Here is a 14,844-nt window from a genome sequence, read left to right as displayed (position 1 = left end):
TTGAAGCCTCGCTCAGACGGCTTCGAAGGCGTACCCGGCCGAGCGCACCGTGCGGATCGGGTCCGGCGCACCGCTTACCTCGATCGCCTTGCGCAGCCGGCGAATATGCACGTCGACCGTGCGCAGCTCGATATCGCTGCCGGTGCCCCACACGCCGTCGAGGAGCTGGTTGCGGCTGAAGACACGACCGGGACTTTCCATGAAGAACTTGAGCAGGCGGTATTCGGTCGGACCCATCTGTAGGGTCTGTCCGCGGCGAGCGACCTTGTGCGCGACGGGATCGAGCTTGATGTCGCCCACCTCGATCGTCTCGCCGGCCAGGGCGGGCCGGATCCGGCGCAACACGGCAGCTACACGCGCGAGCAGTTCGCGCGGCGAGAAGGGCTTGGTCACGTAGTCGTCGGCGCCGGTCTCGAGACCGCGAATGCGATCGTCCTCCGCCTCGCGTGCGGTGAGCATGATGATGGGGACATGCGCTGTCGCCTTGTCGCGGCGAAGGCGGCGGCAGACCTCGATGCCGCTGGTTCCCTCGACCATCCAGTCGAGAATGACCAGGTCCGGCACTTCTTCAGCGGCGAGCACCAAAGCCTCGTCGCCATCGGCAGTCGCCCGGACGCGATAGCCCTCGTTGGCGAATCGGTACTCGAGAAGCTCCGACAGGGCGGGATCGTCTTCGACGAGAAGAAGGGTTGCGGTGGTCATGACGAATTCAAGACACCGCGATTATTTCACTTTGACGACAAGGATGTCATGAATCGTCATCGGCCGGATAAGTCCCGGTAGCCGCAAAGTGGACCATCTCCGCGACGTTCGTCGCATGGTCGCCGATCCGTTCGATGTTGCGGGCTACAAAGAGAAGCTGCGCCGCGGTCGAGATGGTCGAAGGATTCTCGACCATATGACTGACGAGATTGCGGAAGATCGAGTTGTAGAAGTTGTCGACTTTCCGGTCGGCCGCGATCACCTCCCGTGCCAGTACGGGGTCGCGGGCGCCATAGGCGGTGAGCACGTCGTGAACCATTTCGGCGGCGAGTTCTCCCATCGCCGGCAAAAGGGTCAGGGGCTCGAAGCGCCTCCGGTCGGCGATCTCACGGCTCGCCTTGGCGATGGCCTTCGAGTAGTCGCCGATCCGCTCGACCACGCCGGCGATCTTCAGCGCCGCGATCACTTCGCGCAGGTCGTCCGCCATCGGCGCACGGAGCGCGATCACGCGCACCGCGAGCTTGTCGACTTCGGATTCGAGGGCGTCGATCTTCTTGTCGCCCTTGATGATCTGCTGGGCCAGCGTATCGTCGCCTTTGACCAGAGCGTCCATGGCGTTCTGCACGGCCACTTCGGCCAGGCCGCCCATCTCCGCGATCAGGCCGCGGAGCCGGGTGATGTCCTCGTCGAACGCCTTGACTGTATGCTCGGTCATCAGCCGTACCTGCCCGTAATGTAATCCTTCGTCCGCTCCTCGAGCGGATTGGTGAATATGTCAGAAGTCCGGCCGTATTCCACCATCTTTCCGAGGTGGAAGAACGCCGTGCGCTGGCTGACGCGGGCGGCCTGCTGCATCGAGTGAGTGACGATGACGATGGCGTAGCGCCCGTTGAGCTCGTCGATCAGCTCCTCGATCTTGGCGGTCGCGATCGGATCCAGTGCGGAGCATGGCTCGTCCATCAGGATCACCTCGGGATCGACGGCGATCGCCCGCGCGATGCACAGGCGCTGCTGCTGGCCGCCCGAGAGCGCCGTGCCGCTGTCGTCGAGGCGGTCCTTCACCTCGTTCCACAGGCCGGCACGCTGGAGCGAGGTCTCGACAATCCCGTCGAGCTCCTGCTTGCCCTCGGCCAGGCCGTGGATGCGCGGACCGTAAGCGATGTTCTCGTAGATCGACTTCGGAAAGGGGTTGGGCTTCTGAAACACCATGCCTACGCGCGCACGGAGCTGCACGACGTCCATTCTCGAGCGGTAGATGTCCTCGCCGTCGAGCACGATCTCCCCTTCGACGCGGGCCGAAGGAATCGTGTCGTTCATACGGTTGAGCGTGCGCAGGAAGGTCGACTTCCCGCAGCCCGAGGGACCGATGAAGGCGGTGACATACTTCGTGGGGATGTCGATCGACACGTGATCGATCGCCATCTTGTCGCCGTAGTACACGGAGACGTCCCGCGCGCTCATCTTCGCTTCGGTGTCGTCCAGATTGGGATGGATTACGGTCACCACTTTTTCTCGAACTTGTTGCGCAGGTAGATGGCGAGGCCGTTCATCACGAGGAGGAACAGCAGGAGCACGATGATCGCGGCCGAGGTCCGCTCGACGAATCCGCGGTCGATCTCGTCCGACCATAGGAAGATCTGAACCGGCAGGACAGTCGCGGGCGAAGTGAATCCGTCGGGCGGCGACGCGACGAAGGCGCGCATGCCGATCATCAGCAGCGGCGCCGTCTCGCCCAGCGCGCGGGCCATGCCGATGATCGTGCCGGTGAGAATGCCCGGAAGGGCGAGGGGGAGCACGTGGTGGAACACCACCTGCACCGGCGACGCGCCGATCGCGAGCGCGCCATCGCGGATCGATGGTGGCACGGCCTTGATCGCGTTGCGCCCGGAAATCACGATCACCGGCATCGTCATCAGCGCCAGCGTCATGCCCCCGATCAGCGGTGCCGACCGCATGCTGGGGAAAATCCACAGAAACACCGCGAGACCGAGCAGACCGAAGATGATCGAGGGTACGGCGGCGAGGTTGTTGATCGACACCTCGATCAGGTCTGTCCACCGGTTCTTGGGGGCGTATTCCTCGAGGTAGAGCGCGGCGAGAACGCCGATCGGGAAAGCCAGCGCGAGCGTGACGATCATCGTCAGGATCGAGCCCTTGAGCGCGCCCCAGATACCGACCTGTTGCGGATCGGTGGCATCGGCGCGGGTCAGAAAGCCGACATCGAAAGCCGTTCCCAGGGCGCCTTGCTCCACGAGCTGGGCGGCGAGAGCCTGGGTTTCGACGGAACCTTCGCCGTTGAGCGCGGCGGCCAGATTGGGGCTTGCCGGGAGATCGAAGGTCGCCGTGGTGTTCAGCAACGAAGGATCGTCGATGATGGCCTGGCCGACCTCGCGCCATGCGCCGCTGCCGAGTTGCGCCGCGCCTTGCGGACCGAGCTCCTGCTCGGCAAAGAACTCCACCACCGAAGGCAGATCCTGCGCCTCGAGGCTCTGCATGCCCCGGGGCTGCGACAGCACGGCCGGATCGCCGGTTATGCCCGCCTGTGTGAAGTCGATCGGGACCGTCAGCTCGGCGCGCTGGAAGCCGCCGATGCCGTTGAGCGTCATCGTCACCAGCAGGAAGGCGAGCACGACGATCGAGAACACGATCGCGGCGATGCCCGCCAGCTTGAAGCGGCGTTCGGATGTATAGCGCTTCTTCAGCCGCGCCTCGAAGGCGGGGGTGCGCGTCGGGGGGATGCGCTCACTCATAGGCTTCACGGAACCTCTTCACGACGCGCAGGGCGATGAAGTTGAGGCCAAGCGTGACCAGGAACAGCACGAAGCCAAGTGCGAAGGCGCTCAACGTGGCCGGATGGTCGAAGCTGCCTTCGCCGGTCAGCATGGCGACGATCTGCACGGTGACGGTGGTCATCGCCTCCAGCGGATTGCCGCTGAGATTGGCTGCGGTAGAGGCGGCCATGACGACGATCATGGTTTCGCCGATCGCCCGGCTGATCGCGAGCATGACTCCGGCAACGATGCCCGGGAGTGCTGCCGGCACGAGCACGCGGCGGATGGTTTCCGAAGTCGTGGCGCCCATCGCGAGGCTCCCGTCCCGCATCGCTTGCGGAACGGCGGCGATAGAATCGTCGGCCATCGAGGAAACAAAGGGTATGATCATGACGCCCATGACGAGACCTGCGGCAAGAGCGCTCTCGCTCGAGGGATTGGACATACCGGCTGCGAGGGCGACGTCACGGATGGCCGGCGCAACGGTGAGCGCCGCGAAGTATCCGTAGACCACCGTCGGGACGCCGGCGAGTATTTCCAGTGCCGGCTTGACCCATGCCCGTACCCGGGGATCGGCATATTGCGTCAGATAGATCGCGCTCATCAAGCCAAGCGGTATGGCCACGACCATGGCGATGATCGCGCCGATATATATGGTGCCCCAGAACAACGGAATGGCGCCATAGCGGCTCGAGTCCGGGTTGTCGGGGCTCGACATGGGATCGGGACCCCAGTGTGTTCCGAACAGGAAATCGATCGGGTTAACCATCCCGAAAAACCGGATCGTCTCGAACACCAGGCTGGCGAAGATCCCCAGTGTGGTGAGGATCGCGACGAGCGAAGCAAGCAGAAGGATGACCATGATCGTCCGTTCCACCCGAGTGCGTGCGGTGAAGTCCGGCTTGATGCGCAGGAATGCCCACACGCCCCCCAGAAAACCGAGAACGAGCGTTACGGCGATGCCGATGAACTGGTAACGGCCGATCGCCTCCCGATAAGGTTCGATCAGCGCGCGGGCTTCCTCGTTGAACACGCCTGGTGCGGCCCCGATCGCGGCCGCGCGCGCCTCGGCCATTATCGATTCGCGTTTGAACCCGAAAGCCGGCAGGTCAGCCGCGGCGGGGGATGCGAGCACATGCTGGCTCACGAGGTGTGGCCCGAGGACGCTCCACAGGGCGATGAAGAACACCATCGGCACCACGATCCACAACGCCACATACCATCCGTGGTAGCTGGGAAGCGATGCCATCGCGCTCGCGCCGCTGGCACGGCGGAGAGTCCACGCTCGCGCGCGGGCGGCGAGCCATCCGGCGAGCCCCAGCCCGAGCGCTAGAAGGAGAAGAATGGTAAGCGACACGCCGATTGCGACCTAGCTCGGGAAGGCTTCGAACGGACGCAAGCGCGCGGGCGACGAGCTTGCCCTGCGGGCTCTGTTGAACTTTCGTGACAATTTCATGACATTTCCTCGGCGGCCTCGTCGACGGTCGGAATGCGCACGGTAATGGTGGTGCCTTGGCCAAGCTTGCTGGTGATGTCGAGGCGCCCGCGGTGTCGCTCCACAATGTGTTTGACGATGGCGAGTCCCAGACCGGTTCCCCCCGAAGCTCGACTGCGGCCCGGATCGGTGCGGTAGAACCTGCGGGTCAGGTGGGGAAGGTGCTCGGGTGCGATGCCTTCCCCGCGGTCCCTGACGGTGAGTTCGGCATCGCCTTCCGGCAAACGGTGCAGGGTCACCGCGACTTTTTCCTCCGGCGCGCCGTACTTCAGAGCGTTGTCGACGAGATTGCGGATGAGCTGTTCGATCTGTCGTGCATCGCCTCTGATCTCGATACCCCCTTCGCAATCGAGGTCTAGGCGTTCCTGCCGCTCCGGTCCCGCGGCGTCGCGCGCGGCACTCTCGACCAGTTCGCGCAGGGGAAGGTGTTCCTGTGGCAGGTCGTGCTTTTCAGCCTCCACGCGCGAAAGCGACATGAGATCGTCGACTAGGTTCTTCAGGCGCCGCGCTTCGCCGAGCACCGTGTCGAGAAACTTGGCGCGCGTCTCGAGCGGGGCCTTGCCGGCGTCCTCGCGCAGCGTTTCGACGTAACCGATGATCGACGAAAGCGGCGTCCGCAGCTCGTGGCTGGCGTTGGCGACGAAATCGGTGTGCGCGCGGCTGATGTCGGCTTCGGCGGTCTGGTTGAGCAACTCTATCACACCGAGTTCGTCTGCCAGGCGTTGGTAGTTGAGAACCCAGATGTCGCGGCGGCGGACGAGACCCTGCACGGTAGCTTGCCCGCTCGTGTCCCGTTCCAGCAGTGCGACGGCCTCCGGATGGCGGAACGCGACTCGAATGTCCTGCCCCAGGATATGGGCGCCCAGGAGGTTGCGTGCGGCACGATTGGCAATCGAGATGCGGCCATTCTCCGTAACCAGCAGCGGTGTTCCGGCGTGCTCGATGAACAGGCCCATGTCGTCCCGGTTGAAGGAACCGTTGGTTGCCGATTCGACGGGCGGGGGAGGGGATGCGACGGCAAGCCAGAGCGATCCCGCCCAGACGAGCAACACCGCAAATGCGAGCCACAGGGGCGCCCCCGCAATTACCATGGCGACCGCGGTAATCACGGCCAGCACGAACGCAGCGATTGGGTAGGTGCGATCCTGCTGCATAGCGAGCGCGGCCTTAGCCGGGGGAAACCGTGCCGGCTAGGGAATTGCGCAGATGTACCGGCGCAAGGTGCGGGTCGATCCCCCCGCTATGCAATCGGCTGTTCCATGCCATAGCCAAGCACCAGCGCGAGAATGAGCAGCATCGCTGCGAGTCCCGCACCGATAGTCCGGACCGTGTTCCATCGTGTCCACTCCCGTAGATACTTCGGCCACGAGACATCGCGCCCCTCGTTCGCGGCCGCGAGTCGCCGGTTAAGCGGCACGTTGAAGAGAACGGTCACGCCGAAGCAGCCGACGAGATAGAGGAGCGAGGCTGCAAAAACGGACTTGCCGGCCGGATCTCCGAACGAGAACAGCGACGAGATACCCAGAATCGCGCAAAGCAGCGCCGTCCCCATGAACAGGATCATGAAGCTCGGAGTGTAGACCGCAACGTTGATCGCGTTCATCGCGGACTTGCCATCATCTTCGGGAAGACGGCCGAACGCGGGCATGATGAACGACGAGAAGGCGTAGAAGATACCTGCAACGAGCGCCGAAGCCATCGCACCCACCAGAAGCATGGTCGGATACACCCAACTCATAGCAACAACCTCCTCGCCAGCCCGATCGGCCCCGGGCAGCGAGGATAGAGGTCGCAATCGCAGCTGTCATCCGTCGATCCGGGCACGGCGCTGCCGCGACGCAGCTCGCGTACGGATGAATAGCGTCCCGATGCTGAGGTTGGTGACCCCTACGGGAATCGAACCCGTGTTTCAGCCGTGAGAGGGCCGCGTCCTGACCGCTAGACGAAGGGGCCATACCATGAAGGATGGCGCGCCACGCCGACATTTCCTCGGTGGTGACCCCTACGGGAATCGAACCCGTGTTTCAGCCGTGAAAGGGCCGCGTCCTAACCGCTAGACGAAGGGGCCGAACCGTCAGGTGCCGGTGGCGTGGCGGCGCACTTAGGGGTGCGGCGCGGCGCGGTCAACCCTGTGCGTTACGCGGGAATGTCAGTCGGCCCAGGCGGCGTCCTCCAGATGAAGCTCCGCCTGCGGGCGAGCGCCCCAATCGTCGATCTTCGCACGGCCCGCCAGCCACAGGCGCCGCCCCTTCGCGCCGTGAAGCAGCGATTGGCCGAGATCGCTTTCCGCCATGCGAAAGCCGATCGCCTTGAACGAGCGCCCGTCGTCGCCGCTGGCGATCACGCGGATATGATCGGTGCCGACGACATCCGCCTTGGCTAGTCGGACCGGCCCGACCGCGAGCTTCGGCCCCGGCCACCCAACGCCGAACGGTCCCGCCCGGTCGAGCGTTTCCACCAGCTCCGGCGTCAGCCCGCCGGGCGCGAGGGAGAGATCGAGCGACAGGACCTGCTCGGCACAGGCGCGCTGCACCGCGCCAGCGAGGCGCTCGTCGAGCCAGTCGGCGAGCGAATCGAGTTTGGTCGCATCGAGCGTGAGCCCCGCCGCCATCGCGTGGCCGCCGCCCGCGACGAGGAGCCCGGATTCGCGCGCCGCGATGATTGCCGCGCCGAGGTCCACGCCCGAGATGGACCGCCCGGAGCCTTTGCCTTGGCCGGTCTCCCCATCGAGCGCGATCACGATCGCGGGCCGGCCTGCCTTTTCCTTGATTCGCCCTGCGACGATTCCAATCACGCCGGGATGCCAGCCGGCGCCGGCGAGCACGAGCACCGCGCGGTTGTGCTGCCGCGCAAGCTGCGCCTCTGCCGCCTCCTGCACCGCCATCTCGATCGCGCGCCGTTCCTCGTTGAGCGTGGAAAGCTGCGCGGCGATTTCGCGCGCTTCGTCGGGATCTTCGGTGGTCAGCAGGCGAACGCCGAGTGTCGATTCGCCGACCCGGCCGCCCGCATTGATCCGCGGGCCGAGCGCAAAGCCCAAGTCGCTGCATACCGGCGCACGCGACAGCCGGCTCGCGTCGATCAGGGCCGACATTCCGACGTTCTGGCGCTTCGCCATGACCTTCAGGCCTTGCGCCACGAAGGCGCGGTTGAGCCCGTGCAGGGCCGCGACGTCCGCCACGGTGCCGAGCGCGACCAGATCGAGCAGACCGCGCAGGTCGGGCTCCGGCCGCGCAGCGAAATGCCCGCGCTCGCGCAAGGTGCGCACCACGGCAATTGCCAGCAGGAACGCGACGCCCACGGCGGCCAGATGACCGTGCCGCGCCCCAAGGTCGCTTTCATCCAGTCGGTTCGGATTGACCAGCGCCGCGGCCCTGGGAAGCTCGGCGGCGCACTTGTGGTGATCGACCACGATCACGTCCACGCCGGCCTCGTGCGCCATGCTCAGCGCCTCGTGTGCCATCGCCCCGCAATCGACGGTCACGATCAGGCTCGACCCTTCCTCCGCCAACCTGACAAGCGCCTCGCCGCTGGGGCCGTAGCCTTCGAGCAGACGGTCGGGGATATACTGCCCGGCGTCATGCCCGAGCATGCGCAGCAGCCGGATCAGCAGCGCCGAGCTGGTCGCGCCGTCCACGTCGTAATCGCCGTAGATCGTGATCGTCTCGCCGCCGAGCACGGCCTGGGCTATGCGTTCGGCGGCCGCGTCCATGTCCCGGAAGGCGGACGGGTCGGGGAGAAACTCGCGTAAAGTGGGGGTGCGGTGCCGATCCAGCTCCTCGCGGGCGACGCCGCGCGACAGGAGAAGCTGCGCGACGATATCGTCCTCGAGCGAGGTGGCGCCGTCTGCCAGCGCCATGTTCCCGCCGCGCCAGCGCCAGGCCTTGCCGGAGAGCGACCGTTCGATGCCAAACACGCAGGAAAGCGATTGCGACCCCATGGGCCGCGTCTACCGCAGCCGCGCTGCTTGCGCAAAGCACGCGGTTTGACAATCGACAGCTATCCGCGATGGTCGCGGGCATGAGCGATGACGGAAAGCGCCTGCTGATCGCTTGGCACAGCCGCACCGGTGCGAGCCGGGCCATGGCTTCTGCCGCCGCCGAGGGGGCGGGGGATGCGGCCTGGCTCTTGCGCGCAGGCGAGGTCTCGCCCGAGGACATCCTCGCGGCCTCGGCCTACCTCTTCGTGTGTCCCGAGAACCTCGCGAGCATGAGCGGCGAGATGAAGGAGATGTTCGATCGCTGCTACTATCCCGTGCTCGGCCGGATCGAGGGGCGGGCGTATGCAACGTTGATCGCGGCGGGCTCCGACGGCGAAGGCGCCCAGCGCCAGATCGACCGCATTGCTACCGGATGGCGCCTGCGCCGGGTGGCCGATCCGGTGATCCTCTGCTTCGACGCCCAGACGCCGGAGGCGATCATGGCGGAAAAGACCGTTTCGGAAGACCGCCTGGCCCAGTGCCGCGAACTCGGCGCGGCCTTGGCAGAAGGTCTGGCTCTGGGCGTATTCTAGCGAGTCACCGCAAATCCCTCGAAACCGGACGCATCTCTCGCGCCGAGCGACTCGACGTGCCAGGCCTTTCGCGTCAGGATTTCGGCACACTACTGAGGGGCGCACCGATCGCAATCAGGTCCGACATTGCCGCGCGCGAAGCGCCGCCGGGGCTGTTACTCATGTTCCGGCCAGGGGCACGCCCCGACGCGGCCGCGGTCCGGCAGGCCGTCGAGACCGCCGAAAGGGTGGCGATCAGTCACGGCGGCGAGGGGCCGGGAGGAGCGGCAGGCGGGCAGGCGCTTTGGCTCGAGCTGCTGATCGATGGGATGACCTTCGATCTGAGCGGGATGGCGCCCGGTGCCGGTTACGCGGCGGCGGACCTGCGCAACCGCTACGAGGTTTCGCCCGACTTCGGCGAAGCGCCGGGCGAGGGCGTCTGCCTCCTTCCGGGGCCACACCTCGCAGGAGGGCGCGCAACGGTTCCCGTGGTGCGCGCGCAGGCTGCGCTCGGGGCGGAACTCGTACGCCGGTTGCCGGGTGCCCTGGCCGTTTCCTGGACCCCGGCTCGAACCCTGGTCGGGCGCGAGTTCTATCTGTCGATGGTGGACGCCTGGCTGGCGGGCGGCCCGTTCCCGGCACTCGGACTGTGTGCGTTCCGGCAGATGCTCGGGGGTGCGATCCAGTCCGAGGGGCTGGCGTTCTTCACCGGGCAGGAACTGCATTTCGACAATGCACAGTTTCCCGACCCCGCGGCGGCGGTGCAGCTCGGCTTGAGGCTGGTGAACGAATTGGTCGGGGGTGGAAGGATCGCCCAAGCCGTGTCGCTCGCCGGGCCGGACGGTGCGCGCGTGACGCTCCGGCCTTCGGGGAATGGGCGGTTCCTCAGGGTCGAGCGTGGCTGATCGTGGGCTGGCCAGCTTTGGCGCTATCCGCCGCAGTATCCCGTTCGCAGCGGTCAACCGTCGGGATCGTCCCGGACACGATCCGAGCCTCCAGCGTCACCACTTGCTGCCGCGCCAGTTACGCACAATGCGGTGCTTCGAGCGGATGTTCGGGGAACTCGGGATCGCACGGATGGGGCTCGAGGATTTCCGGCGCAATGGCATGCTGCTTCCAGCCCGCGAGCGCGCGGCGCTGCGCACGGGCCTGCCGCTGCACAGGGGACCGCACCGGACCTACAGCGAACTTGTCGCTCAGCGGGTTGGGCAGATCGAACGCGGGTGGGCCGCTGCGCGATCGCGCGATCCCGAAGGTGCCGTGGGCGAAGCGCTGATGCGGCTCGCCCTCCTCCAGCGCGGATTGCGGCGGCGGCTGCTCGACACGCGCCGCAGGCTCCTCCTCAATCGCCGCGATCCGATCGGACACGGGCTCGACTTTGCCGAGATGGATGCGATCGCCGAAGCGCTCTGGTCGGTCACTCAGCCGACGACTTTGATCGCCAGTTCCTCCCGCGCCGCCTGATACTCGCGCTCGAGCCGTTCGACGCGCCCCGCCACGCTGTCGACCGCGTCCACCATTCCGACGCCCTGGCCCGAACCCCAGATATCCTTCCAAGCCTTGGCCTTGGTGTTGCCGCCGGAACCGAAGTTCATCTTGCTCGGGTCGCTCACCGGCAGGTTCTCCGGATCGAGCCCCGCGGCGACGATCGAGCCGCGCAGGTAGTTGCCGTGCACTCCGGTGAAGAGGTTGGTGTAGACGATGTCTGCCGCGCGGCTCTCGACGATGCCCTGCTTGTAGCGCTCGTCGGCGTTCGCTTCCTTCGTCGCGATCCAGGGCGAGCCGATGTAGGCGAAGTCGGCGCCCATCGCCTGCGCCGCGAGTACCGAGCGGCCGTGTGCTATCGAGCCGGAGAGAGCGACCAGCCCGTCGAACCACTGGCGGATTTCCTGCATCAGTGCGAAGGGCGACTGCACGCCCGCGTGCCCGCCGGCGCCGGCGGCGACCGGGATCAGTCCGTCCGCGCCTTTTTCGATCGCCTTGCGGGCGAAGCGGTCGTTGATCACGTCGTGCATCGTAATGCCGCCCCAGCTTCGGACGGCAGAGAAGATATCCTCACGCGCGCCGAGGGAGGTGATGACCAGCGGTACCTGCCACTTGGCGCAGACCTGCATGTCTTCCTCGAGCCGGTCGTTCGACTTGTGGACGATCTGGTTCACGGCGAAGGGTGCCGCAGGCCGATCGGGGTTGTCGCGGTTGTGCGCCGCCAGTTCCTCGGTGATCCGGTGCAGCCATTCGTCGAGCACGCCCGTTGGCCGGGCGTTGAGTGCGGGGAAGGAGCCGACGATCCCTGCCTTGCACTGCGCGATCACCAGTTCGGGGCCCGATACGATGAACAGCGGCGATCCGATCACGGGCAGGCGCAGGCGGTCGAAAGGGGCGGGGAGGGGCATCCGGTTCTCCGTTGTCGATTGCAACTTATTGCGCCGGGCTATCCGCGCGCCGCGGCCTTGTCGAGATTGCCGTTACGTAAGGGTCAAGCGAGGACGTGCTCGATTCCGTAGATGCGCGCCGCGGTGCCGGCGAAGAGGCTGCGCTTCTCGTCGTCGCTTGCTCCGGCGGCGAGTCGCTTGAAGGCGTTCCATAGCACCGGGTAGCTGGCGCCCCAGCGGTCCACCGGATAATTGCTTTCGAACATCGCCCGGTCCGCGCCGAATGCCTCGATGCAGGTATCGATGTACGGCTTCCACAGCCCGGCGAGTTCCTCCGAGCCACAGCCTTTGTCGGGGCCTTCCTCCGGCATGCCGCAGAAGGCCATCGCGAGGCCGCCGAGCTTGACCGTGACGTTGGGGCATTCCGCGATCGCCCGCACGCTGGCGCGCCAGCGATCGAAATGCTCGCCGAGCGTACCGCGATAGCAGGCGATGTTGAGCGGGGTCCCGCAGTGGTCGAGCACGATCGGCTGATCGGGAAAGGCGCGGGCAAGATCGAGCACGTCGCCAAGCTGCGGCTCGAGCACCCAGGCGTCGAATGTCAGCCCGCGCTTGCCGAGCTCTGCGAATCCTTCGCGAAAGGCGGCGTCGCGGTAGAGGCCTTCGGGCGCGTGAAACGGCGGGCCGAGCACTTCGGGGTCGGCATCCCACGCGCCCTGATGACGAATGCCCACGAAGCGATGCGACGCGGCCTGCAGCGCGTCGAGTACTTCTCCGGCCGCCGCGCCCAGCCTCAGGTCGGCGTGGCCGACGATCGCCGCACAGGGGCGATAGGCGCCGTAGAGGCCGCTTGCCCCCTGCGCGGCGACGCCATTGACGAACTCGACTTCGCCGACAGGCTTCAACGCGTCCCCGCGGCTCGCATCGTAGAATGCGCCGCATTCCATGAACACGGTGGCGATAACGTTATGACCGCTTTGGGTATCTGCCTGGAGCTGGTCGAAGGTGTAGTGAGCCGCGCCCGCAATTGCCTCCAGGAAAGCGTGCCGCGGCTCGGGAAACGCCGGCAGGAGCGGGCGCAGGTCCCACAAGTGGTGATGCGGATCGACTATCGGCAGATCGGGTTCGATGATCTCTTCGGTCATGGCAGCTCCTCCCGGGCCGCTACGCTAACCGCAGCACCGGTCGTGGCAAGCTAGATCGCGGCCGCCGAGTTCGCCGCGCTCAGAACCGCCCGGACGCTGGCCGTGGCCACGTCCTCGTCGATGCCGCAGCCCCAGACCCGCTCGCCGGTAGGGAGCGCGCATTCGAGGTAAGCCGCCGCACGCGCGTCGGAGCCGGTCGAAAGCGCGTGCTCGGTATAGTCGCACACTTCCAGCTCAACCCCGAAGGAGTCCCGCAACGTTGCCACGACCGAGGAGATCAGGCCGTTGCCGCGCCCGGAGACGCTCTGTGCCTTGCCATCGACTTCAACGGTCCCGGCGAACACGCGCGTGCCGTCCGCCGCACGGCTTTCCTCGTAGTCCACGAGCTGGAACCGCTTCGGTCGAACCTGCACGTGGTAGGTGCGTTTGAAGACATCCCAGATGTCGGCCGCGTTGAGCTCACGCCCGAGCTCGTCGGCCATGCGCTGAACGTGCTTGGAGAAGTCGGCCTGCATCTTCTTGGGCAGCTTGAGGCCCTGATCCTGCTCGAGCACCCAGGCGAAGCCGCCCTTGCCGGACTGTGAGTTGACGCGGATCACCGCCTCGTAGTCGCGGCCAAGATCGGCCGGGTCGATCGGCAGGTAAGGCACGCGCCAGAACTCGTCGTTCTGCTTGCCGTGCGCTTCGAACCCCTTCTTGATCGCGTCCTGATGGCTGCCGGAGAAGGCGGTGAACACCAGTTCGCCGCCATACGGATGTCGCTGGTGGACCGGGATCTCGTTGCAGTACTCGACCGTCTCGATGATCCGGTCGATGTCCGAGAAGTCGAGCCCGGGGTCGATCCCCTGCGTGTACATGTTGAGCGCCACGGTTACGAGGCAGCAGTTGCCGGTGCGCTCGCCATTGCCGAACAGGCAGCCCTCGACCCGGTCCGCGCCGGCCATCAGGCCGAGCTCGGCCGCCGCGACGCCGGTGCCGCGGTCGTTGTGCGTGTGGAGACTGACCACCGCGCTCTCGCGGTTCGGCAGATTGCGGCAGAAGTATTCGATCTGGTCAGCGTAGATGTTGGGCGTCGCCGCCTCGACCGTCGCCGGCAGGTTGAGGATGATCGGCCGCTCGGGAGTGGGAGCGAGCACCTCCATCACCGCCTCGCAAACCTCGATCGAGAAATCGAGCTCGGCGGTCGAGAACGTCTCGGGGCTGTACTCGAAATGCCAGTCGGTGCCGGGCCGGCTGCCGGCCTCGTCGCGCATGACCTTGGCGCCGGCAACGGCGATCGCCTTCACCTCCTCGCGGCTCATGCGGAACACGATGTCGCGCCAGGTGGGGCTGACCGCGTTGTAGAGGTGCACGATGGCCGCGCGCGCGCCCTCCAGGCTGGCGAAGCTGGTGCGGATCAGATCCTCGCGGCTCTGCGTAAGAACCTGCACCACCACGTCGTCGGGAATGCGCCCGGAACGAACCAGACTCTGGATGAAGTCGAATTCGGTCGCGCCTGCGCTGGGAAAGCCGACCTCGATCTCCTTCACTCCGATCTCGACAAGCAGGTCGAAGAACCTGTTTTTCTTCGCCGAATCCATCGGGTCGACGATGGCCTGGTTGCCGTCGCGCAGGTCGGTCGAGAGCCAGCGCGGGGCGGCCTCGATCGTGCGCGTCGGCCACTGGCGGTCCGCCAGCGGCACTTGGGGGAAGGGGCGGTACTTGCGCGAAGGTTCGCGGAGCATGGTCATCTTGGGGAATCTCGCAACGGAAGGTTCTGCTGTCTGGTGGCCTTGACCCCTTGGGCGCATTGCGCGCCCGAGGGACACGCGTCAGGTCACGCCCAAGGGCGGGTAAGTCGAAGCAGAATAAGTCCGTTACGCGTCATGGCG

At 66.1% G+C, this 14,844-nt stretch carries 14 protein-coding genes and 2 tRNA genes; 3 read left to right on the top strand and 13 right to left on the bottom strand.

Going from position 1 to position 14,844, the window contains the following annotated elements; genetic code table 11:
- Window positions 1-12: 12 nt before the first annotated feature.
- The 10 genes from phoB to recJ all read right to left on the bottom strand — a co-directional run bounded on the left by phoB (window position 13) and on the right by recJ (window position 8,905).
- Window positions 13-702 (bottom strand): phosphate regulon transcriptional regulator PhoB, encoded by a 690-nt coding sequence (phoB, locus tag ETX26_RS05965; RefSeq protein WP_129523726.1) that lies wholly within the window; start codon window positions 700-702, stop codon window positions 13-15.
- Window positions 703-748: 46 nt separating this feature from the next.
- Window positions 749-1,417: a phosphate signaling complex protein PhoU gene (gene phoU / locus ETX26_RS05960; RefSeq protein WP_191984686.1), complete on the bottom strand. Its 669-nt coding sequence runs from the start codon at window positions 1,415-1,417 to the stop codon at window positions 749-751.
- Window positions 1,417-2,163, bottom strand: coding sequence for a phosphate ABC transporter ATP-binding protein PstB (gene pstB / locus ETX26_RS05955; RefSeq protein WP_225425609.1), 747 nt, complete (start codon window positions 2,161-2,163; stop codon window positions 1,417-1,419). The genes phoU and pstB overlap by 1 nt, the downstream gene beginning before the upstream one ends.
- A gap of 38 nt (window positions 2,164-2,201) precedes the next feature.
- Complete coding sequence (pstA, locus tag ETX26_RS05950) at window positions 2,202-3,452, bottom strand: phosphate ABC transporter permease PstA (protein WP_129523723.1); 1,251 nt, start codon at window positions 3,450-3,452, stop codon at window positions 2,202-2,204.
- Window positions 3,445-4,830, bottom strand: a complete 1,386-nt coding sequence (gene pstC / locus ETX26_RS05945) for a phosphate ABC transporter permease subunit PstC (protein ID WP_129523722.1) — start codon at window positions 4,828-4,830, stop codon at window positions 3,445-3,447. The genes pstA and pstC overlap by 8 nt, the downstream gene beginning before the upstream one ends.
- Before the next feature lie 95 nt (window positions 4,831-4,925).
- Entirely contained in the window at window positions 4,926-6,122 is a 1,197-nt protein-coding gene (locus ETX26_RS05940) for an ATP-binding protein (protein ID WP_129523721.1), read from the bottom strand.
- Window positions 6,123-6,208: 86 nt separating this feature from the next.
- Window positions 6,209-6,697 (bottom strand): anthrone oxygenase family protein, encoded by a 489-nt coding sequence (locus tag ETX26_RS05935; RefSeq protein ID WP_225425512.1) that lies wholly within the window; start codon window positions 6,695-6,697, stop codon window positions 6,209-6,211.
- A 149-nt stretch (window positions 6,698-6,846) separates the two neighbouring features.
- Window positions 6,847-6,921, bottom strand: a tRNA-Glu gene (locus ETX26_RS05930).
- 40 nt (window positions 6,922-6,961) lie between these two features.
- Window positions 6,962-7,036: transfer RNA gene (locus ETX26_RS05925), tRNA-Glu, on the bottom strand.
- A gap of 81 nt (window positions 7,037-7,117) precedes the next feature.
- Window positions 7,118-8,905 carry a single-stranded-DNA-specific exonuclease RecJ gene (gene recJ, locus ETX26_RS05920; protein ID WP_129523719.1) on the bottom strand — a complete coding sequence of 596 codons (1,788 nt, stop codon included), beginning with the start codon at window positions 8,903-8,905 and terminating at the stop codon, window positions 7,118-7,120.
- 80 nt (window positions 8,906-8,985) lie between these two features.
- Between recJ and ETX26_RS05915 the strand changes: the two genes are divergently transcribed.
- The 3 genes from ETX26_RS05915 (at window position 8,986) to ETX26_RS05905 (ending at window position 10,920) form a co-directional block, all read left to right on the top strand.
- Window positions 8,986-9,477 carry a flavodoxin family protein gene (locus ETX26_RS05915; protein ID WP_129523718.1) on the top strand — a complete coding sequence of 164 codons (492 nt, stop codon included), beginning with the start codon at window positions 8,986-8,988 and terminating at the stop codon, window positions 9,475-9,477.
- A 161-nt stretch (window positions 9,478-9,638) separates the two neighbouring features.
- Entirely contained in the window at window positions 9,639-10,361 is a 723-nt protein-coding gene (locus ETX26_RS05910) for a hypothetical protein (protein ID WP_129523717.1), read from the top strand.
- Window positions 10,330-10,920 carry an AHH domain-containing protein gene (locus tag ETX26_RS05905; protein ID WP_129523716.1) on the top strand — a complete coding sequence of 197 codons (591 nt, stop codon included), beginning with the start codon at window positions 10,330-10,332 and terminating at the stop codon, window positions 10,918-10,920. Before ETX26_RS05910 ends, ETX26_RS05905 begins: the two co-directional genes overlap by 32 nt.
- On the opposite strand, the gene ETX26_RS05900 is transcribed toward ETX26_RS05905, so the two are convergent.
- The 3 genes from ETX26_RS05900 to leuA all read right to left on the bottom strand — a co-directional run bounded on the left by ETX26_RS05900 (window position 10,878) and on the right by leuA (window position 14,703).
- Window positions 10,878-11,849, bottom strand: coding sequence for an NAD(P)H-dependent flavin oxidoreductase (locus tag ETX26_RS05900; protein WP_129523715.1), 972 nt, complete (start codon window positions 11,847-11,849; stop codon window positions 10,878-10,880). The genes ETX26_RS05905 and ETX26_RS05900 overlap by 43 nt on opposite strands.
- Before the next feature lie 83 nt (window positions 11,850-11,932).
- Complete coding sequence (locus ETX26_RS05895; protein WP_129523714.1) at window positions 11,933-12,973, bottom strand: amidohydrolase family protein; 1,041 nt, start codon at window positions 12,971-12,973, stop codon at window positions 11,933-11,935.
- Window positions 12,974-13,023: 50 nt separating this feature from the next.
- Entirely contained in the window at window positions 13,024-14,703 is a 1,680-nt protein-coding gene (leuA, locus tag ETX26_RS05890; RefSeq protein ID WP_129523713.1) for a 2-isopropylmalate synthase, read from the bottom strand.
- Window positions 14,704-14,844: the final 141 nt, after the last annotated feature.

The organism is Pelagerythrobacter rhizovicinus (genome assembly GCF_004135625.1).
Classification (GTDB): Bacteria; Pseudomonadota; Alphaproteobacteria; order Sphingomonadales; family Sphingomonadaceae; genus Pelagerythrobacter; species Pelagerythrobacter rhizovicinus.
Note: the sequence above shows the minus strand (reverse complement) of the source record. Positions and strands in the feature narration are given on the sequence as shown.